Origin of the sequence: Cytobacillus gottheilii, assembly GCF_900166665.1 — a bacterium.
In the GTDB taxonomy this organism is placed as follows: domain Bacteria; phylum Bacillota; class Bacilli; order Bacillales; family Cytobacillaceae; genus Cytobacillus; species Cytobacillus gottheilii_A.
This window is the reverse complement of the sequence record NZ_LT800494.1, coordinates 3,201,270-3,221,258: the sequence shown is the minus strand read 5'-3', so window position 1 is coordinate 3,221,258 and position 19,989 is coordinate 3,201,270. Positions and strand designations below refer to the sequence as shown.

Here is a 19,989-nt window from a genome sequence, read left to right as displayed (position 1 = left end):
GCTGAATGATATATTTGAGTAGGTAAATAACTCTAATTTTAAGGTTGACTGATTTGGATAAAGAAATAATAAAGAAGAGCAATTGGAAAATCTGGTTACATGGATAATAAATGACATAATTGAGATTAGTGGCCGAGTCAAGTCATATAAGAGAACAAAAATGAATATATTATAGTAAATTGCATTAAATCTATCTCAGCGCTATGTAATGTAGGAATAAATTTACTATTACATGCCCATACTGATTGACAAATAGTTAGTGAAGTGGGGGTAAGTAAATGTTATATCTTCATGATGTTTGGGTGAACTGGTTTGAAGGAGAAGAAAATGGGTACAATGTATGTCATTTTCATGAGTGGCGTAAGGATGACGGGGTTGAATTACTGGATCAAGTGCCATTATTAAAGGTTGATTCTATCTTATTTCATTATATTGAAAATGATCTAGCAGACCTTCCGCAACAGCTTCTCGACGATATCTACCAAAAAGCATATTTAAGAAAGAATCATGAGCGTGTGCAATTGGATTACTGTTTTGTTGTCACGGATGGGACAGGCATTCTTGCCGTAGATACAATTGGATACAGTATACCAATCAGAAAAAGCAGACTTATTCCAAGGCAGGAACAGCTTGCCTATGAAATGATAGCTGATCAAGAAACAACTACATATTCTTTTTCTCAAACAGCAGGAAAAGGGTTTCATATTCTTTCGCCATCACCAGAATTAATGGCAGGGTTAACAAGAAAAGAAAGACAACTTAAGCAGCTGCTGTTTATGGCACTTGATCAGCTGTACTCTTCAAAAAACGAAGCAGAAATTCGATATTGGTATACAGAATGGAGACCTGAAATTTATTCTGAAATACAAGCTATGGAATTTGAAAATGCATGGGAACACCTTTTCGACGAGAGCAAATATGGCTGGTCAAAAAAGCATGAAAGATTTTGCGAAAATTTAATAAAAGGACAGCCATTTTTTGAAAAATTATGGGAAATTGAACATGGTTCAAGAGTGAATTAAATAAAAAACCTTCGATAATTATCGAAGGTTTTTTTGATCTTTTAGTAAATTACGTTAGAAATGGCGGACTATATTTATCTCCGTTTTCTTCCCAATCCCATTGCATTTTCCATTTTTTTAATCATTTTTTGAGCAACTCTGTTCGCTTTTTCTGCTCCATTGTCTAAAATTTTATCGAGTTCTTCCGAATTCATTAGTTCATGATATTTATCCTGAATTGGTTTTAAAGAGTTGACAACTATTTGAGCTAAATCACCCTTAAAGTCTCCATAACCTTTTCCTTCATACATTGCTACAATATCTTCAATTTGTTTTCCTGTAAAGATTGAATAAATCGTTAAAAGGTTAGAAACACCAGGTTTCTTTTCTTTATCAAATTTTACAATACCGTCAGAGTCAGTTACTGCACTCTTGATTTTTTTCTCTATCACCTTTGGTTCATCTAAAATCGATATAAACGATTTTGTATTTGGATCTGATTTGCTCATCTTCTTTGTAGGCTCCTGAAGGGACATAATTCTAGCGCCAACTTTAGGAATTCGAACTTCTGGAATGGTAAAAATGTCGTTATACTTCTTATTAAATCTTTCAGCTAAATCTCTAGTTAATTCTAAATGCTGTTTTTGATCTTCTCCAACAGGGACTAAATCAGTGCTATAAAGAAGGATATCAGCAGCCATTAAAGGTGGATATGTTAATAAACCAGCTGATACAGCGTCTTTTCCTTCTGATTTATCCTTAAATTGTGTCATTCTTTCCAGCTCACCAATGTAAGATACACATTGCATCATCCAGCCGGCTTGTGCGTGAGCAGGGACCTCTGATTGAACAAACAAAGTAGCTTTTTCGGGATCAATGCCTACCGCAATATAGAGTGCAGCTAGGCTTCTAATGTTTTTTCTCAATTCCAGACGATCCTGAGGAACCGTAATAGCGTGCTGGTCAACAATACAAAAATAACAGTTATATTCATTTTGCAGTTCAATAAACTGTTTCAGTGCTCCAATATAATTCCCAAGAGTTATTGTACCGCTAGGCTGAATGCCAGAAAATATAGTTTTCACTTTTTTTCCTCCTTAAAATGGTTGTGAAGAGAGAAAAAAGGGCAGCAAAAAGACCATTCGTCCAAATCTTTAGGGACGAATGGTCCGCGGTGCCACCCTAATTACTCAATTTTATTTGAGTCTCTTTGTTCCTGCATTAGAACAGGATGTCTTATAACGTAGACAAACGTTTAATAAAGAAAGTTCTTTATTTTAAAAAGCTCAAAAGTCCATTCTATTTACTTGGTTTCCTGTTTACACCAGCCACAGGATCTCTTAAAACCAATGAGTAAATATACTACTCTTCATCATAGCCATTTCATATAAATTTTATTATATTAATCATATAATAAAATGAATTTGAATTCAAATTAATAAAGAAAAAATTTGTTTTCTTACATTAATTGAGGAGAGGATTGTCGAAAAATGACCTATTTCGTAAAAAAAATTTTTTCGTGAAAGTGTTAGTATATTAATATTTTTCAGCAAATTCGCATGTATGGTAGAACTTTCCTACTAAAAACTTACTTGCAATCAAGAAATAAAATACTTATAATAAAAATCACCAAATGAATTCTTTACAAAATTGTTACAATCTAAACAAAATTCAATTAAATCAACCTGACAAGCATACTTAAGTGCGAGTTTATGAGACTAATGAGTTTAAAGATAGCATTTGACTTATATATTTGGATTTAATTATCAGAATATAGAGGATAATCAATCTTTAGGGTCAGAAGCATCTCGCATTCTGTTAGAAGGAGTAGTTTGCTTCTTTTTCTTTACCGAAAAAAGACAGACTATTTCAGCAATATATGTCAGGAGGACAATTGTATTTTGTGGAATTTTTGTAAAAGGAATATTTGGGGAAAACTATTAGGGGGTTTTACCGTGAACAAAAAGAGATTTTCATTTCTCTTCAGTATCTTGCTTGTGCTAAGCATGTTCCTAGCAGCATGTAGCGGCGGAGACGACAACGCTGATAACGGCGATGGCGGCGATGAAGGCGGAGCTGATGTAGAACAAAATTTAAGTGTTAACATTAATACTGAACCACCTTCTTTACACCCAGGTTTAGCGAAAGATTCTACTTCTGGTACAGTTCTTCGTCAAACGCTTGAAGGCTTAACTCGTATCGGTAAAGAAGGAACTCCAGAACCTGCTATGGCAGAAGATTGGGTAGTTTCTGAAGATCAAAAGGTTTACACATTTAACCTGCGTGATGCACAGTGGTCTAACGGAGATCCTGTAACAGCTCAAGACTTTGAAGCTGCTTGGAAATGGGCAATTAACCCAGAAAACCAATCAGAGTACGCTTACCAACTTAACTACATCGCTGGTGCTGAAGCTGCAAACACTGCAGGCGGATCACTTGATGAAGTAGGAGTAAAAGCAGTAGATGAGAAAACTCTTGAAGTAACACTTGCAAACCCAACTCCTTTCTTCTTAGAGTTGACTGCATTCTATACTTACCTGCCATTTAACAGCAAAGTTGCAGAAGCTAACCCTGAGTGGGCTAACGATGCTGGTGATGACTATACAACTAACGGACCATTCCATATGACTGAATGGTCACACAGTGATAAGATCGTTCTTGAAAAGAGCGACACTTATTGGGATAAAGATGCTGTAAAACTAGATACAATTGAAATGATCATGGTTAATGATCCAAACACTGAATTATCAATGTTTGAAAACGGTGAACTTGACTGGGCTGGAGCTCCAACTGGTGCTCTTCCACTTGATGCACTTCCTGCATTAAAAGATGAAGGCCGTTTGGTTACTGAGCCAATCGCAGGTACTTACCTGTATAAATTTAATACAACTGTTGAACCATTCAACAATGCAAATATTCGTAAAGCATTTGCACATGCAATTAACCGTCAAGAGTTAATTGATAATGTAACACAAGGTGAGCAGCTTCCAGCAATGGCGCTTGTACCACCAACAATGTTCCCTGAGAACGAAGAAGGCTATTTCCCTGATAATGATATGGAAGCAGCTAAAGAATTTTTAGCAGCAGGTCTTGAAGAGCTAGGTTTAAGTGATGCTTCTGAGCTTCCTGCTATTACACTTTCTTATAACACTTCTGAAGGCCACCAAAAGATTGCTCAAGCAATCCAAGATATGTGGACTCAAAACCTAGGTGTAGAAGTAACTCTTGATAACCAAGAGTGGGCTGTATACTTAGATAGTGTTCATGCATTAGATTATCAAGTTGCTCGTATGGGCTGGTTAGGCGACTTTAATGATGGAATCAACTTCCTTGAAGCTTATCGTGACGCTGATGGCGGAAACAACGATACTGGCTGGGAAGATCCAGAATTCCAAGAGCTTCTTGCTCAATCTGCAACTGAAACAGATGCTGATGCTCGTCAACAAATTTTAAGAGACGCTGAAGCGATCTTTATGGATGCAATGCCTGTTGCACCAATCTATTTCTACACAAACAACTGGGTTCAAAATGAAAACTTAAAAGATGTAGCAATTTCTGGTCTTGGAGATGCTCAATTCAAATGGGCATATTTTGAATAATCGATAGTAATTTGACGAAAGGTATATGGGATCAAGTCTCCCATATACCTTCGTTTCTGTAATGTGAAGCCGTAAATTCGACCAAAAAATGACAAAAATGATCGTGTTTTGTCTGTGTAGGTCTTCTTATAAAAAGTATTTATATGGAGGTGTTGTCAATGGCGAAATATATTGGGAAGCGTTTGGTGTACATGCTTATTTCTTTGTGGCTAATTGTTACAGCAACGTTCTTTTTTATGCGCATGGCACCTGGAAACCCGTTTACATCTGAGAAGCAGTTACCTCCCGAAATTGAAGCGAATTTAAATGCGCACTATGGTTTAGATCAACCTTGGTACGTTCAATACGGGGAGTATTTATTAAGGATTTTAAAATGGGATTTTGGTCCGTCGTTTAAGTATAAAAGTCAAACTGTAAATGACTTAATCACTGATGGATTCCCTGTTTCATTTTTACTAGGATTAGAAGCAATTTTCTTAGCAGTTGCAATTGGAGTTATACTAGGAATCATCGCTGCTTTAAAACACAATAAGTGGCAGGATTACACAGCAATGATTGTTGCGGTACTTGGTATATCGGTTCCATCCTTCATAATGGCATCATTCCTGCAATATTTCCTTGCAATCAAATGGGGAATCTTCCCGGTTGCGAGATGGGAAGGGTTTATGTACACCATTCTTCCAGCGCTTGCACTTGCTTCGACACCAATGGCTTTTATTGCCCGGCTAACTCGTTCGAGTATGTTAGAAGTTCTTGCTAATGATTACATTAAAACTGCTAAATCTAAAGGATTGAGCAGGGGGGCAATTACGGTAAAGCATGCTGTCCGTAATGCTATGCTGCCTGTTGTCACGTATATGGGACCACTAACAGCAAGTATTTTAACAGGTAGCTTTGTTATTGAAAGAATCTTTGGTTTACCGGGACTTGGTGCACACTTTGTAACAAGTATTTCAAACCGTGATTACACCGTTATTATGGGTGTAACAGTATTCTATAGTATTCTATTACTCGTATCTATTCTCCTTGTAGACATTGCATACGGAATCATCGACCCGCGCATAAAGCTTGCCGGCGGGAAGAAGGGAGAGTAAACCATGGAAATATCAAAAGATAAATTCAAAGTAGTTGGAACACAGCTAGAAGATGCTGAGAAGATTTCAAAACCGAGTCTCTCCTTTTGGAAAGATGTGTTCGTTCGTTTCCGTAAGAATAAATTAGCTTTATTTGGATTAGTTCTATTAGCCATTCTTATTTTTATGGCGATTTTCGGTCCTATGATGACAGAATATGATTATAAGCAAAATGATCTTTCAAATAAAAACCAAGCTCCTTCAGCTGAACATTGGTTTGGTACTGATGATTTAGGCCGTGATGTATTTACTCGTACATGGGAAGGTGCTCGTATATCGATTTTTATCGGTGTTGCAGCAGCATTAATTGACCTATGTATTGGTGTAATCTGGGGTGGAATTGCTGGTTATAAAGGTGGCCGTACGGATGAGTTTATGATGCGTTTTGCCGACATCCTTTATGGAATTCCGTATTTGCTATTAGTTATCTTGTTAATGGTTGTATTAGGTCAAGGTTTGGCCACAATGATCCTTGCTATGACAATAACCGGATGGATAAACATGTCACGTATTGTCCGTGGACAGGTTCTCTCGCTGAAAAATCAGGAATATGTGCTTGCTGCTAAAACACTTGGTGCAAATACGACAAGAATTATGAGCAAACACTTAATTCCAAATGCAATGGGACCAATCTTAGTTACGATGACATTAACTGTTCCATCTGCTATTTTTACAGAAGCTTTCTTGAGCTTCCTTGGTCTTGGTTTAACACCGCCGCTTGCGAGCTGGGGAACAATGGCTAACGATGGTTTACCTGCATTGCGTTACTATCCATGGCGTTTATTCTTCCCTGCTATCTTTATCTGTTTAACCATCTTTGCATTTAATGTAGTCGGCGATGGCTTGCGCGACGCTCTTGATCCAAGATTACGTAAATAGGAGTGAGAATATGGAAAAAATACTTGAAGTCAAAGATTTAAAGGTCTCATTCCAAACTTATGGAGGACAAGTTCAAGCAGTTCGTGGTGTGAGCTTTGATCTTCATAAAGGTGAGACACTTGCTATTGTAGGTGAATCTGGTTCGGGTAAAAGTGTAACCTCCCAGACCATTATGAAACTTATACCAATGCCTCCTGGACAAATTACAGGCGGACAAATTCTTTTCAACGGAGACGACATTGTTCCAAAAACGGAAAAAGAAATGGAAAGCATCCGCGGAAAAGAAATCAGTATGATCTTCCAAGATCCAATGACTTCTTTAAACCCAACTATGCGTGTGGGTACTCAAATTATGGAAGTTCTAATTAAGCATCAAAATATGTCTAAGCAAGAAGCGAAAAATCGTGCAACAGAATTGCTTCGCCTTGTTGGTATTCCGATGCCGGAAAAACGCGTAGTTCAGTATCCTCACGAATTCTCTGGCGGTATGAGACAGCGTGCTATGATCGCAATTGCTTTGGCGGCTAGCCCTAAGCTTTTGATTGCCGATGAGCCAACAACTGCACTCGATGTAACAATTCAAGCGCAAATTCTTGATTTAATGAAAGAATTGCAAAATAAGATGGATACTTCAATCATCTTTATTACACATGATCTTGGTGTCGTTGCTAACGTTGCCGATCGTGTTGCTGTCATGTATGCTGGACAAATCGTTGAAATGGGAACAGTTGATGAAATTTTCTACGATCCGCGTCATCCGTATACATGGGGCTTGCTTGCTTCGATGCCAAGTCTTGAAAACGATAATGATGCAGAGCTTGCTGCCATTCCAGGTACACCTCCGGATTTAACAAATCCGCCTAAAGGAGATGCTTTTGCTGCTCGTAATCAATATGCGTTGGCAATTGACTTTGAAGAAGAACCGCCAATGTTCCAAATTTCTGAAACTCATTTTGCAAAAACATGGCTGCTTCATCCGGATGCACCTCAAGTGAATCCGCCAGAATCTGTTATGAAGCGTGTACGTAAATTATCCTCTAACTTCGAAAAGCCTGTTCTTGTTAAGGAGGGTAAATAATAATGTCTGAAAAACTTTTAGAAATTAAAAATTTAAAGCAGCACTTCAATGTCGGCAAACCAAATATGGTTAAAGCTGTTGATGGCATTACGTTTGACATATACAAAGGTGAGACATTAGGTCTTGTTGGTGAATCCGGCTGCGGTAAATCAACAACTGGACGAACAATCATTCGCCTTTATGATGCAACAGACGGAGAAGTATTGTTTGAAAATGAAAATGTTCATGGGAAAAAATCTGCAAAAGAGCTGAAAAAGTTTAACCGCAAAATGCAAATGATTTTCCAAGATCCATATGCTTCTTTAAACCCGCGTATGACCGTAGCAGATATTATCGCTGAAGGCATTGATATACACGGCCTTGCAAGTTCAAAGAAAGATCGTATGGAGAAGGTTTATGAGTTATTAGAAACAGTTGGATTAAATAAAGAACACGCCAACCGTTATCCGCATGAGTTTTCCGGCGGTCAAAGACAGCGTATCGGAATTGCTCGTGCATTAGCTGTAGATCCAGAATTTATTATTGCTGATGAACCAATTTCTGCATTGGATGTTTCTATCCAGGCTCAGGTTGTTAACCTAATGAAAAAACTGCAGCGTGAAAAAGGTCTAACATACTTATTCATTGCCCATGATCTTTCAATGGTTAAGTATATAAGTGATCGAATTGGTGTAATGTATTTCGGGAAACTAGTAGAACTTGCTACTGCCGAAGATTTATACAATAATCCGATTCATCCTTACACACAGTCACTGTTATCTGCTATTCCACTTCCAGACCCTGAGTCTGAGCGTACACGTAAGCGTAAATCCTATGATCCAGCTGTGCATAAATATGCTTCAGATGAAAAACTAGAAATGCGCGAGGTGGCCCCAGGACATTATGTATACTGTTCTGAAAAGGAATTAAAACAGTATCAAGCACAATATAAGCATTAATCTTGAAACGATCTCTTTAAATAGGAGATCGTTTTTTTTCTTAGCAGGACAGCTGTTTTTAAGAAGTAGGAGAATAGTTATCTTAAGTTTCTTCCATAATACAATTAACTTTATAAATTAAATATTCAGTTATCCTTTAGTCCTTTGAACCATTAACTTACTTTTAATTATCATACACTATAAGCAATGTAATTACTATTATAAATTTTCAATTAATTGTATTACTTTTAATAATTCCTTTAATTAGAAGATAAATAGTGTCTAAATAAAAAATTTGTCTGTAAATGTATTAATTTCTTGTCGAAAGATTGATACACTGTACAAAAGGGTACGGAGAGATAGAGGGGAGGATGCAAATATGAAAAACAAGATATTTATGAACATTATTAGTATAGTAGTGTTCTTATGCGTATTCAATCTGGCACCTAAGCCGCTATTCGCAGAGGATGCTGTAAAGGTCAGCAGTACATTGCCGCAGAAAGAATACTTTGAATTAAAAAGAGAGCTGCCAGAAGTCCTTACCAGGTTTACATTTGATTCCGGTTATACATTCAACTATCCAGATGCTGTTAGAGGGGTGTATGTAACTGGTCATTCTGCAGGAGGCGAAAGATTTAACAGGTTAATCGATTTAATTAATGGAAGTGACTTAAATGCAATGGTTATTGACATTAAGGATGATTGGGGAAATTTGACCTACATACCTGATGAGGAATCTGAGTATGCATCGATTGCGAAACCATACATAAAGGATCCTCAATCTATGATGGCTACCCTGGAAGAGAATCAGATCTATCCTATAGCAAGGGTCGTTGTATTTAAGGATACAGAACTTGCGAATAAGAAACCAGAGTGGTCTTTTAAAGATGGTGATCAAGTCTGGAAAAATGGCCGAGGTGAGTCATTTGTAAATCCTTTTGTAAAAGAAGTGTGGGATTATAATGTTGACCTTGCGATTGAAGCGGCGAAGATGGGCTTTCAGGAAATTCAGTTTGATTATGTACGTTTTCCAGAAGGCTTTGAAACACGAGATAAAGATTTAAGCTATAATCATGGTGAATATACGGATGAGTCAACTGAAAATGTTCAGAAAAGAGTTAGTGCAGTAACAGATTTTGTCGCATATGCAAAAGAAAAGTTAGAGCCTTATGATGTAGAGGTTTCAGTAGATATCTTTGGGTATTCTGCAACGTTGCCCGAGGCTCCCGGAATTGGTCAAAACTTCTCAAAGATTTCTGAAAACGTTGATGTAATTTCCTCTATGATTTATCCAAGTCACTGGACCTCCTATTTTGGGATTGCTAAGCCAGATTTAGAGCCATACAAGTTAGTTACTGAATATGCAAAACTTGAAAATAAAAAGCTGAATGAACTGGATTCGCCTCCTATCTCAAGGCCGTGGCTTCAGGATTTTACAGCCTCTTATTTGGGCAGCGGGAATTACAAAGTATATGGGGCGGAAGAGGTTGAGGCCCAAATAAAAGCACTTAATGAAAACGGGATTAACGAATTTCTACTATGGAACGCTGGGAATTCTTATACAGAAAATGTCGATTATACACCATTAGACAAGTAAATGATCGCCCAATAAACTTTTTTACAATAATGATTTTAATAGGCAGAATACAGCCTGATTGTTAGACATATCTACTAACAATCGGGCTCTTTTTTGGGGTCTGCAGTGTCATTTGACAAAAGACTTTAATACGTTATGATAATAAGGGTCGAGCAGTCGCTGCTTGCACCAATCTTCCAGCTCTGCACTTTTCAGATGTTCTTTATTAAGGGTATCTGGCATGAATAAAGTATGCAGAGAATTTTTATAAGATAAACCTCCACCTTTCTTCTCAGGCTGTAATTTTACAGAAGTATACAATTTGTCTCTCTCTTATTTTAATCTTGTTTAGTATTTATAATGGTATGTATGAACCTTCTTTAAATAACAAATACTTCATTAGATGCATTATGTATGCAGGAGGGTCTTGATACAATAAAAGCCATCTAACAAATAATAAGCTATGTATACAATAATGAGCGGAAAGCTGGGAGCTTATCATGCTGGAAAAAATACTTTACCTGGTTAATACTAGGTGAAAAAAGGAGAAGATCCATGCATTGGTATGAAAAGTTAAATCAATATTTTCCGATTGAAGAAATGAAATCAAAGGAGCATATGGAAACATTGCTCGATGAACAGTCAGAGATTTATCACAAAGATGAAGGTCCCTATCATGTTTTAATGTATGTAGAGATCGATCACTTCGTTTTTATTGATTATTTATTTGTATCAAAAAAAGCACGTGGGCAAGGGTTAGGTAGGAAACTCCTTGCAGAAATGAAGGAAAAAGGGAAGCCGATTATTTTAGAAGTTGAACCAGTTAATTATGATGATACTGATACAGAGAAGCGCTTGCGCTTTTATAAGCGTGAAGGCTTTAGACATGCTCAGTCAATTGGATACCGCAGACGATCCCTGGCAACTAAAGAAATAAACGCTATGGAAATTCTCTTTTGGGCACCTCATGATGAATCTGAGGAAACCATTTATGAAGCGATGAAGACTACGTATGAACTTGTTCACACATATAAGGATAAACAATTTTATGGAGAATCCTATCAAAAGGTTGATGAAGTTCTTACTTTTAATGAAGATGAAGATGGAAAGAATGTACTTGATTCATTATAAGTTTAAAATGTATACAATCGTATATATATAAATTGCACAGCTCATTTTTGAGCTGTGTTTTTTCAATTTATTATCTTTAATTGAGAAAATAAAAGCTAATTGATGTTTAATTCTTTGTGAAAAGGGGAATTTGATCTATAGAATTAACGCAACAGAAAAGAAATTGTGAATACTTTGTGAACGATTTCCTATTTTAAAAGAAATATGAAACTTTTTTAATCTTCATTCGTCTTATATATTGTAACAAGTTATTATTGTTTAAACTAAAAGATGAAACTCATTCTTTTAGAGTGTTTATAAAAACTTATACCATATGGGCTTCTTGTAGTGTATAATAGATAATACAAATTACTTTTTTAAAGTGATTTTAATTTACAAAGCTCCGAGTTTTATAAACAAGAAAAAAATCTAATAATAGATCTAATAATATGTCTAAATTAAGGGAGTGTGAATTTGTAAAATGGTCACATTATACACTTCACCAAGTTGCACATCTTGCAGAAAAGCGAAACAATGGTTAGAGGAGCATGAAATTCCTTATAAGGAAAGAAACATCTTTTCTGAGCCATTATCCATTGAAGAAATTAAAGAAATTCTGCGAATGACAGAGGATGGAACAGATGAAATCATTTCAACTCGTTCAAAAACGTTCCAAAAATTAGATGTAAATCTGGAGACAATGCCTCTTCAAAATTTATTTGAATTAATAAAAGAAAATCCTGGCCTGTTAAGACGTCCGATCATTATTGACGAGAAGCGTTTACAGGTGGGTTATAATGAAGATGAAATCAGACGTTTCCTTCCAAGAAAGGTACGTACGTATCAGCTTCGTGAAGCACAGCGCCTAGTTAATTAATATGTTTTAACCTTCTTTCAATATTTGAAAGAAGGTTTTTGTTTATGTTCATAAGCCTAGACATAGTTCTCTTTCCTTGTAGATGTGCAATATTTCTGTTAAAATACATTAACCACTTTAAAGAGGAATTAGGCATATAACGGTTTTTACGGATTCATGCTTTTTTAATTCCCTTTATTCTGTTTTTATCATAAAATATAAGTACAAGGCACATAATTTGGACTTAACATTTTGCCTTTGCTCTAAAAGAATGGTTAAAACAGATTAACCTGTTCTATACTGGGTATATGGAAAAAAAGCAACTATTTAGGGGTCAAAAGTCCCTTCAACCATAGCCAGAAGGGAGAGTTATTGTATGGAAATCGAACGTATTAACGATCATACAGTTAAGTTTTACATTTCTTACATTGATATAGAAGAAAGAGGCTTTGATCGCGAAGAGATTTGGTATAATCGTGAAAGAAGTGAAGAGCTCTTTTGGGAGATGATGGATGAGGTACATCGTGAAGAAGATTTCTTTGCGGAAGGACCGCTATGGATACAGGTTCAAGCACTGGATAAAGGCTTAGAAGTACTTGTAACTAGGGCACAGCTTTCAAAAGATGGTCAAAAATTAGAGCTTCCAGTTCACGATGAAAGTGAACAGGATCGACCTGTAGACGAAAGAATTGAAGAAATGCTGGATCATCATTATAATTCACCTGAGGAAACAGAGGAAGACGAACAGCATGAAAGAAATCTTCAATATCTAATCACATTCAAGAATTTTGAGGATCTTATTTCTTTATCCAAAAGAATGGATCTTGATTCCATTAATACAACCTTGTATTCCTATGAGGATAGCTACTTTTTATTTTTAGATTTTGATGAAGAATTGTTTGACACAGCAGATGTCAACAATCTTCTCAGTATAATCCTTGAATACGGTTATGATGCGCGGGTAACCATTCATATGATTACAGAGTATGGAAAAACAATCATTGAAGACGATGTATTTGTAGAGCTTCGTAAATACTTTAAATAAGTCAAAACGATTTCAGCGATGAAATCGTTTTTTTTTTTTGATTCGCTTGCTTTTATGTATGCATCAAATGTATAAAAATCTCTTAGAAGGCAAAGGAATTATGCATGATCCTCTCGAACTACTAGGGATAAGAAAATGGTCAAGCTTAGAATAACGTCCTTATTTGTAATTGGCTCTTTTCTGAGCAAAATTCTTATTTTAACAAGTCCTTTTTAAAGAAGCATTTTAGTAATATGTCTTTTGAGCCTCCTGCTCAGCACCGCCAACGCCGGAAAACGAGTACTCTGAAGTGGAAATCTTTGTACATTAATGTAAAAGCAACAAAGGTTGCAAAAACAGCCTTGTATTTAAACTTTCTGTTAAAACAGCACTAGCTAGGCTTTCTCCTGTGCTGTTAATGTATCTGTGGAAAGGAAAAGAAGGGAGAATGTTCATGTTAACTGCAGTAAATGGTTTAGGAGAGGTTATTTCGCTTTTTCGGTCATACTCCAGATCCGAGATCAACTCACTGAAGGAGAAAGGTCCCTATTATTGCCGTGAATGTGCTAAACCAGTGATTGTAAAAGCAGGAGAAAAACGAATTCCTCACTTTGCTCATCAAATGCATTCGAGGTGTCCGGAAAGCTATGAAAATGAGTCACAATATCATTTAAATGGAAAGGTCCAGCTTTACAATTGGCTTAAACAGGAGGGTATTTCTTCTGTCTTGGAATGTTATTATCCTGATATTCAGCAGCGGGCAGATATCGGATTCAGGCTTCAAAAGCAGCTATATGCAATTGAGTTTCAATGTTCTGCTATAGCAGATGATTTGTTTTACAAGCGTACTCAATCATATCTAAAAGCAGGGATCATTCCCATTTGGATCTTGGGAGCTAATAAATTCAAACGGTTAGATTACAACAGAATTTCACTTACCCAATTTAATTATCTATTTCTTACACAGCATCAGAAAAAGTCTTGGATGATTTTATCCTTTTGCCCTAACACCAAGCACTTTATTTTCATTAAAAACCCTCTGCCATATTCTGCGAAAAATGCTTTTGCACAAATGCTCATTAAACCGCTAAAAAATACCTGCACCTCCGATATCCTTCAAATACCAGATGAATCAGCACCTTTATCTTTTCAAAAATGGCTAGCTATGATTAGAAAGCAAAAAAATTTTGCAGCAGTCAGTCATAGCTCTTTTAGCAGGGAGCTTTTATACGAATTATATAATCAAGGTATTTCCCCCACCTCTCTTCCTTCTGAAATTGGTCTTCCGGTTTTTCACTCACCAAATATACAGACACCGCCTATACTTTGGCAAACCTATTTAATACTTGATGTTGTTTTAAAGAAACAAACATTTACAATTAGTGATGCTGTAGCTTCCTTTTATAAAAGAGTTCGAAATAAGAATATTTCACTCAGAAGATTTCCGCTTGCTCTTCATTCTGAAGAAGCCAAAGCAGTGGAGGAGTACTTATTATTATTAGAGCATTTATATATCATTAAAAAAAATGATGAAAATATCTATTATGTTCATCAGAAGCTTCAATTTCCGCTTAGCCAGGATGAACAAGAGAATTGTGATCAAAGTTTAAATAAGCGATTTGGCAAGTTTATTATGAAACAGGCCAGTCAAAATCAATTATTATAAATGAAAAAAAGGCTTTTAGCACAGAATAGGATGAGACCTTGATATAAAATTACGGAAAATAGCAGGAATTTTCGGAGTAAAGGAGAAGTAACCTATAGTGCTATTGTTAAAATTACCACTACTATTTATTGCATTATTTACTGGAGGGGACAATACGATGACAAATGAAACTGCTGCTGTGCAAAAATTGCCGGCAAGAAGTGAAATTGCAGTTGAAGATACTTGGAGACTTGAAGATATTTTTGCGACAGACGAGGTTTGGGAAAAGGAATTTAAAGCGGTTGAGGCTTTAATACCAGACGCGGCTAAGTATGAAAGTAAACTTGGAGAAAGTGCAGACATATTATATGAAGCACTTCAGTATCAAGATCATTTGCTATCTAGATTAAGCAAGCTATATACATATGCGCATATGAAATATGATCAGGATACAACAAATTCGAAGTATCAGGGAATGGAAGACCGAATTAAAACTGTTTATTCGAAAGCAGGCGCAGCTCTAGCTTATGTCGTGCCAGAGCTTCTTGCTATCGAGGAAGAAAAATTAGAACGCTTTTTATCAGAGAAGAAGGAACTGCAGCTTTATAAGCATGCACTAGATGAAATCAATTTACAGCGGCCACATGTATTATCTGCTGAGCAGGAGGCATTGCTAGCACAGGCGTCAGAAGTGCTTGGGTCATCCAGCAACACTTTTGGAGCACTTAATAATGCAGACCTTGAATTTCCTGCTATTAAAGATGAGAACGGCAATGAGGTGGAGGTCACACATGGCCGTTATGTGCGCTTCCTAGAGAGTGATGATCAAAGTGTGCGTCATGATGCATTTAAGGCAGTATACGGCACATATGGGCAATTTAAGAATACCTTTGCAAGTACTTTAAGCGGGAACGTGAAAAATCATAATTTTAACGCTCAAATCAGGAAATATGATTCAGCAAGACAAGCAGCACTTGCTAATAATAATATTCCAGAGAGTGTTTATGATAACTTAGTCAGTACAATTAATGATAACCTTCACCTGCTGCACCGCTATGTTAAATTGCGCAAGAAAGTCCTTGGTCTAGATGAATTGCATATGTATGACCTCTACACACCTTTAGTAAAGGATGTGAAAATGGAGGTTACATATGACGAGGCGAAGGAGCATATTTTAAAGGGACTGGCACCATTAGGAGAAGATTATTTAAATGTCCTTAAAGAAGGCTTTGAAAACCGCTGGGTCGATGTACAAGAAAATAAAGGAAAAAGAAGCGGTGCTTATTCATCTGGAACATATGGAACGAATCCATATATCCTAATGAACTGGCAAGACAATGTGAATAACTTATTTACTTTAGCACATGAGTTTGGCCACTCTGTACACAGCTATTACACAAGAAAAAATCAGCCTTATCCGTACGGGAATTATTCAATCTTCGTTGCAGAAGTAGCCTCTACTTGCAATGAAGCTCTTTTAAATGATTACTTGCTGAAAACAATTGACGATGATAAAAAACGTCTCTATCTTCTCAATCATTTCCTTGAAGGGTTTAGAGGAACTGTTTTCCGTCAAACGATGTTTGCTGAATTTGAACATATTATTCATGAAAAAGCTCAAAATAATGAAGCGTTAACAGCAGAATCCTTAACAGAAGCTTATTATGAATTAAATAAAAAATATTTTGGTGAAGAAGATATAATTATTGATGAGGAAATTGGCCTTGAGTGGTCTAGAATTCCTCACTTCTATTACAATTACTATGTATATCAATATGCAACAGGATACAGTGCGGCTACTGCTTTAAGCAAACAAATTTTAGAAGAGGGACAGCCTGCTGTTGATCGCTATCTGGAATTCCTGAAAGCGGGAAGCTCAGATTATCCAATTGAGGTTCTCAAAAAAGCTGGAGTAGATATGACGAGCAAGCAAGCTATTGAAGACGCATGTAAAGTGTTTGAAGAAAAACTAAATGAAATGGAAGAACTTTTATCTTAAAACCTTCCTGATTTTAAAAAGGCAGCCACGTTTTATATAAAAAGTGGCTGCCTTTTGGTATGTATGAATGAAGGGAAAAAGAGCTGATCAGTATTTAAGAAACGATGATAAGTTTCACGAACATAAATCAAAATCCTTTAAATCGATTTCTATTATTTAAGAAGGAGATAAACGTAATTAAAGCAACAAACAATAATGGGGCAGTAATAAAAATGGGAACAAGCTTTAACAAACCTAAGATATTCAGAAAAAAGCAGAATATCAATACTGCCAGGATTAAGAAAAATTGAACTTTCTTCATGCGTGCAACCTCCTTACATATTTCCGTAAACACCAATTAGTTTACTTTATGAATTTGTCCTAGAAAAAATGAATCTGCTATGTGAATTGAATTTTTGACAATAATGTGAATAAAAGCACAAAAGAGTTGATGTTCATAAAATCTCATGATATATTATGGTTGTGAAGTTAATCACAAGCAAACATATACCCCTTTGTTTGATCGTGAAAAAATTTCTCCCATCCCCTTTGTTCGTTTATGTATATGAAGAGCCGTGCAAAAGAGCATGGCTTTTTCATTTTTTCAGAAAGTATAAGTGAGCTGCACGGTAGAATTACGAGGCAGCTGCTAATTTAGAAAAAAGATCGCTAGTCGGCGAGAATCCTTTTTTGAGACCCTCTTCTAAAAATCAAATCACTTTACAGCTCTTAAAATACATCGCTTATTCTACTTTAGACTGTTAGCAATACAAAAAGCTATGCCAATTGGCATAGCTTAGTTCTTACTGCAATACTTCCAAAATTGTCCGTATTTTGCTGGTACAGGCTCTGCTACCTGTTTTAGCTGCAGTTTTTTCATTTCTCTATTTACTTCAGCTTCATTCATATTATAAACAACAGCGATTTCTTTGGAAGCAACAAGCTTAAAATAGGCCAAAAACTCTTCAATAGCTGGTAATGGTGACTTTTCAGGCTGTTCAGGAAGCATCTCTTCTAAAATTTGCTCATAAATATCATAAGAATAATAACCGGTTACTTTAATGCCCTCTTCTTCAATATTTTCATTAAAAAATACAAGAGTAGGGATTTCTTCAACTTCCATTTCAGCGGTAATTTTTAAATCACACTGAAAGGCTTTAGCTGCACTTTCTGAATGCATATCAGCCACAAATTCAACTACATCTAAACCTGTATCTCTGGCACAATCCTTTAATACTTCAAAGTTTGAAACATTCTGTTTTTCAAGAAAGAGCACTTCCTGCAATTTTCTTAAGAAGCGAATTCCTGATTTTCTTCCTTGAAGCTCAGCCGCTTTAATGGCAATAGACGCCAAATAGGGCGAGGAGATTGGGTTTTCGAACCATAGATTTCCGTCACAAGACATTCCTGAACGGCTTGCCGTTTTTTCCCAAAGCTCTGCAATGTTTTCGTAATTCTTTTTACGGCCCATATTTAAGGCAGCTAATTTGCCGCTTAACACATGTTTGATTGAAAAATAGCGGCCATATTCAATCGTCAGCTTTTTAATAATTGGTTCTAGAGCCCAGCATTCAGGACATAAAGGATCAAGGAACATGTACAATTCCAATGGTTTCTTTTCATTGCCATGGCAATGGGGAGACGCCATCTTTGATTCAAATCGTTCATGATTGTTCAAGAGCTCTCACCTTTCATTTCTTCTTTATCTGGTGTATTAATCATATGCTGGGCAGTCAGGCTTAGCCGGGCAAAGAAATCCTCTCTAATAGGGCCAGTAAGCTCCACTTCGTCCATTGCCTCATGCATACAAGTGATCCATGCACGTGCTCGCAACGGTGTAATTTCGAATGGCAGATGCCTGGCTCTAAGCATTGGGTGACCATGCTCGGCTGTATAAATTTGCGGCCCGCCTAAGTATTGTGTGAGAAATTGCTTTTGTTTCCTGGCTGTTTCTTCTAATGTTTTTGGAAAAATAGGAGCGAGATCAGGATGCTCTGCAACTCTATGGTAAAATGCGTCAACAAGCTGATGTAGCTTATTTTCACCGATCATATCGAATGGTGTCTGCATATTTCCTGTCATATTCATTACTCCCTTTATAAAATTAGTGCAACGCCACTGTAATCGCACAAAGCACTACTAGTTAATTCTACCGCAGTCCTTTTATATGAGCTTTATGAAAAGCGAACTATGACTGTAGATATGATAATTAATAGGTTTATCATGGTTAAGTGAGATATTCTGTTTATATTTTATCAATGAAATCAAGATATCTCAAACAAACAGCATTTTTAAGATGTTTAGAAGATGAATACAGTGAGCGGCAGGTATGCTGTTGAGTAAAATTTGTCTTTCTAAGGAACTGCTGAAGGATAATTGCGCTGGGAGGATTTGCTTAGGGATGGGGATATACTTTTCAATTTCAATCCTCCCTTATAAAGGCTAGCTCTTTTCCAGTCTTATGCTTTCTGAAAGTGTATAAAGAAAGACTGCTGCAGCAATTATATTTGCTGCAGCAGTCTTCTCGGAAAGTATTAGGCAAAATAAGAGGTGGTGACCTTTTTGACGTAATTTCTTGTTTCATTAAAAGGAGGGATTCCGTTGTATTTATCAACATTTCCGGGTCCTGCATTATAAGCTGCTAAGGCAAGTTCAACATTGCCATCGTATTTGTCCAGCATTTGCCGTAAATATTTTGTCCCGGCAAATACATTTTCTTGAGGATCAAAGATATTATTAACACCAAGTCCTTTTGCTGTACTTGGCATTAGTTGCATTAACCCAGAAGCTCCAGCATGACTAACTGCGTTAGCATTAAAATTTGATTCTTGTTTAATGACAGATTGTATCAGTTTTGCTGGTACATTGTATAATTCTGATGCTTTTTCGATTAGATCGTTGTAGCTGCTGTTCGTTTTTGTGCCAGATAGCTTAGATAAACTCAAGGGCATGAGAGTGCTCGAGGTGCTCATCATTGAATTCTTGTTTGTAAGCGGCACAAGTGAAGCAACGGCTCCAAGGGAATTAGACATTTGTGAATGAGAAGCTGATGTGCTGCCGCTGGCTAAGAAATTGGTCAATAGGTCATTGAACATTGAATTCTCACTATTAGACGGGCTGGAGGCATTAAAGTTTTGCAATGCCTGCAGTTCAAGCATAACCTTTAATTGATTGACATTCATCTATGTGGTAG

The 19,989-nt window shown here is 36.5% G+C and carries 18 protein-coding genes and 1 other annotated feature; of the genes, 12 read left to right on the top strand and 6 right to left on the bottom strand.

Features of this window, described 5'->3' with window-relative positions; all coding sequences use genetic code 11:
• The first annotated feature begins 278 nt into the window (after nucleotides 1–278).
• Nucleotides 279–1,022 (top strand): YjbA family protein, encoded by a 744-nt coding sequence (locus B7E07_RS15820; RefSeq protein ID WP_080847214.1) that lies wholly within the window; start codon nucleotides 279–281, stop codon nucleotides 1,020–1,022.
• Nucleotides 1,023–1,096: 74 nt separating this feature from the next.
• Here the strand turns inward: B7E07_RS15820 and trpS are convergent, their stop codons facing one another.
• Nucleotides 1,097–2,086 carry a tryptophan--tRNA ligase gene (gene trpS / locus B7E07_RS15815; protein WP_080847211.1) on the bottom strand — a complete coding sequence of 330 codons (990 nt, stop codon included), beginning with the start codon at nucleotides 2,084–2,086 and terminating at the stop codon, nucleotides 1,097–1,099.
• A 68-nt stretch (nucleotides 2,087–2,154) separates the two neighbouring features.
• Nucleotides 2,155–2,386: a binding site (T-box leader), on the bottom strand.
• 621 nt (nucleotides 2,387–3,007) lie between these two features.
• On the opposite strand from trpS, the gene B7E07_RS15810 reads away from it, so the two are divergent.
• The 6 genes from B7E07_RS15810 (at nucleotide 3,008) to B7E07_RS15785 (ending at nucleotide 10,204) form a co-directional block, all read left to right on the top strand.
• Nucleotides 3,008–4,600: a peptide ABC transporter substrate-binding protein gene (locus tag B7E07_RS15810; RefSeq protein ID WP_080849226.1), complete on the top strand. Its 1,593-nt coding sequence runs from the start codon at nucleotides 3,008–3,010 to the stop codon at nucleotides 4,598–4,600.
• 158 nt (nucleotides 4,601–4,758) lie between these two features.
• Complete coding sequence (locus B7E07_RS15805) at nucleotides 4,759–5,694, top strand: ABC transporter permease (protein WP_080847208.1); 936 nt, start codon at nucleotides 4,759–4,761, stop codon at nucleotides 5,692–5,694.
• A 3-nt stretch (nucleotides 5,695–5,697) separates the two neighbouring features.
• Nucleotides 5,698–6,612: an ABC transporter permease gene (locus tag B7E07_RS15800; RefSeq protein ID WP_080847204.1), complete on the top strand. Its 915-nt coding sequence runs from the start codon at nucleotides 5,698–5,700 to the stop codon at nucleotides 6,610–6,612.
• 10 nt (nucleotides 6,613–6,622) lie between these two features.
• Nucleotides 6,623–7,690, top strand: coding sequence for an ABC transporter ATP-binding protein (locus B7E07_RS15795; protein WP_080847200.1), 1,068 nt, complete (start codon nucleotides 6,623–6,625; stop codon nucleotides 7,688–7,690).
• Between the two features lie 2 nt (nucleotides 7,691–7,692).
• A complete protein-coding gene (locus B7E07_RS15790; protein ID WP_080847196.1) occupies nucleotides 7,693–8,628 on the top strand; it encodes an ABC transporter ATP-binding protein in 936 nt (311 codons plus the stop codon).
• A gap of 358 nt (nucleotides 8,629–8,986) precedes the next feature.
• Nucleotides 8,987–10,204: a putative glycoside hydrolase gene (locus B7E07_RS15785; RefSeq protein WP_080847192.1), complete on the top strand. Its 1,218-nt coding sequence runs from the start codon at nucleotides 8,987–8,989 to the stop codon at nucleotides 10,202–10,204.
• 108 nt (nucleotides 10,205–10,312) lie between these two features.
• Here the strand turns inward: B7E07_RS15785 and B7E07_RS15780 are convergent, their stop codons facing one another.
• On the bottom strand, nucleotides 10,313–10,504 hold the full coding sequence (locus tag B7E07_RS15780) for a hypothetical protein (protein WP_080847189.1): 192 nt from the start codon (nucleotides 10,502–10,504) through the stop codon (nucleotides 10,313–10,315).
• 234 nt (nucleotides 10,505–10,738) lie between these two features.
• On the opposite strand from B7E07_RS15780, the gene B7E07_RS15775 reads away from it, so the two are divergent.
• The 5 genes from B7E07_RS15775 (at nucleotide 10,739) to pepF (ending at nucleotide 16,817) form a co-directional block, all read left to right on the top strand.
• A complete protein-coding gene (locus B7E07_RS15775; protein WP_080847183.1) occupies nucleotides 10,739–11,314 on the top strand; it encodes a GNAT family N-acetyltransferase in 576 nt (191 codons plus the stop codon).
• 460 nt (nucleotides 11,315–11,774) lie between these two features.
• The gene (gene spxA / locus B7E07_RS15770; protein WP_080847175.1) at nucleotides 11,775–12,170 is read left to right on the top strand and encodes a transcriptional regulator SpxA; all 396 of its coding nucleotides are present in this window, start codon (nucleotides 11,775–11,777) and stop codon (nucleotides 12,168–12,170) included.
• A gap of 355 nt (nucleotides 12,171–12,525) precedes the next feature.
• Nucleotides 12,526–13,194: an adaptor protein MecA gene (gene mecA / locus B7E07_RS15765; RefSeq protein ID WP_080847170.1), complete on the top strand. Its 669-nt coding sequence runs from the start codon at nucleotides 12,526–12,528 to the stop codon at nucleotides 13,192–13,194.
• Between the two features lie 433 nt (nucleotides 13,195–13,627).
• The gene (locus B7E07_RS15760) at nucleotides 13,628–14,839 is read left to right on the top strand and encodes a competence protein CoiA (RefSeq protein ID WP_176215224.1); all 1,212 of its coding nucleotides are present in this window, start codon (nucleotides 13,628–13,630) and stop codon (nucleotides 14,837–14,839) included.
• 157 nt (nucleotides 14,840–14,996) lie between these two features.
• Nucleotides 14,997–16,817: an oligoendopeptidase F gene (pepF, locus tag B7E07_RS15755; RefSeq protein WP_080847162.1), complete on the top strand. Its 1,821-nt coding sequence runs from the start codon at nucleotides 14,997–14,999 to the stop codon at nucleotides 16,815–16,817.
• 127 nt (nucleotides 16,818–16,944) lie between these two features.
• Here the strand turns inward: pepF and B7E07_RS23810 are convergent, their stop codons facing one another.
• The 4 genes from B7E07_RS23810 to B7E07_RS15740 all read right to left on the bottom strand — a co-directional run bounded on the left by B7E07_RS23810 (nucleotide 16,945) and on the right by B7E07_RS15740 (nucleotide 19,978).
• Nucleotides 16,945–17,118 (bottom strand): hypothetical protein, encoded by a 174-nt coding sequence (locus B7E07_RS23810; protein ID WP_176215223.1) that lies wholly within the window; start codon nucleotides 17,116–17,118, stop codon nucleotides 16,945–16,947.
• Nucleotides 17,119–17,592: 474 nt separating this feature from the next.
• Nucleotides 17,593–18,444: a ClpXP adapter SpxH family protein gene (locus B7E07_RS15750; protein ID WP_080849224.1), complete on the bottom strand. Its 852-nt coding sequence runs from the start codon at nucleotides 18,442–18,444 to the stop codon at nucleotides 17,593–17,595.
• 26 nt (nucleotides 18,445–18,470) lie between these two features.
• Entirely contained in the window at nucleotides 18,471–18,878 is a 408-nt protein-coding gene (locus B7E07_RS15745; RefSeq protein ID WP_080847156.1) for a globin domain-containing protein, read from the bottom strand.
• A 452-nt stretch (nucleotides 18,879–19,330) separates the two neighbouring features.
• Entirely contained in the window at nucleotides 19,331–19,978 is a 648-nt protein-coding gene (locus B7E07_RS15740; RefSeq protein WP_080847152.1) for a lytic transglycosylase domain-containing protein, read from the bottom strand.
• Nucleotides 19,979–19,989 lie beyond the last annotated feature (11 nt).

Coding starts and splice junctions, on each gene's coding strand:
- mecA (WP_080847170.1), top strand. CDS start 12,526: ATGGAAATCGAACGTATTAACGATCATACAGTTAAGTTTTACATTTCT.
- B7E07_RS23810 (WP_176215223.1), bottom strand. CDS start 17,118: ATGAAGAAAGTTCAATTTTTCTTAATCCTGGCAGTATTGATATTCTGC.
- pepF (WP_080847162.1), top strand. CDS start 14,997: ATGACAAATGAAACTGCTGCTGTGCAAAAATTGCCGGCAAGAAGTGAA.
- B7E07_RS15775 (WP_080847183.1), top strand. CDS start 10,739: ATGCATTGGTATGAAAAGTTAAATCAATATTTTCCGATTGAAGAAATG.
- spxA (WP_080847175.1), top strand. CDS start 11,775: ATGGTCACATTATACACTTCACCAAGTTGCACATCTTGCAGAAAAGCG.
- B7E07_RS15760 (WP_176215224.1), top strand. CDS start 13,628: ATGTTAACTGCAGTAAATGGTTTAGGAGAGGTTATTTCGCTTTTTCGG.
- B7E07_RS15805 (WP_080847208.1), top strand. CDS start 4,759: ATGGCGAAATATATTGGGAAGCGTTTGGTGTACATGCTTATTTCTTTG.
- B7E07_RS15795 (WP_080847200.1), top strand. CDS start 6,623: ATGGAAAAAATACTTGAAGTCAAAGATTTAAAGGTCTCATTCCAAACT.
- B7E07_RS15785 (WP_080847192.1), top strand. CDS start 8,987: ATGAAAAACAAGATATTTATGAACATTATTAGTATAGTAGTGTTCTTA.
- B7E07_RS15740 (WP_080847152.1), bottom strand. CDS start 19,978: ATGAATGTCAATCAATTAAAGGTTATGCTTGAACTGCAGGCATTGCAA.
- B7E07_RS15810 (WP_080849226.1), top strand. CDS start 3,008: ATGTTCCTAGCAGCATGTAGCGGCGGAGACGACAACGCTGATAACGGC.
- B7E07_RS15745 (WP_080847156.1), bottom strand. CDS start 18,878: ATGACAGGAAATATGCAGACACCATTCGATATGATCGGTGAAAATAAG.
- B7E07_RS15750 (WP_080849224.1), bottom strand. CDS start 18,444: ATGGCGTCTCCCCATTGCCATGGCAATGAAAAGAAACCATTGGAATTG.
- B7E07_RS15800 (WP_080847204.1), top strand. CDS start 5,698: ATGGAAATATCAAAAGATAAATTCAAAGTAGTTGGAACACAGCTAGAA.
- B7E07_RS15820 (WP_080847214.1), top strand. CDS start 279: ATGTTATATCTTCATGATGTTTGGGTGAACTGGTTTGAAGGAGAAGAA.
- B7E07_RS15790 (WP_080847196.1), top strand. CDS start 7,693: ATGTCTGAAAAACTTTTAGAAATTAAAAATTTAAAGCAGCACTTCAAT.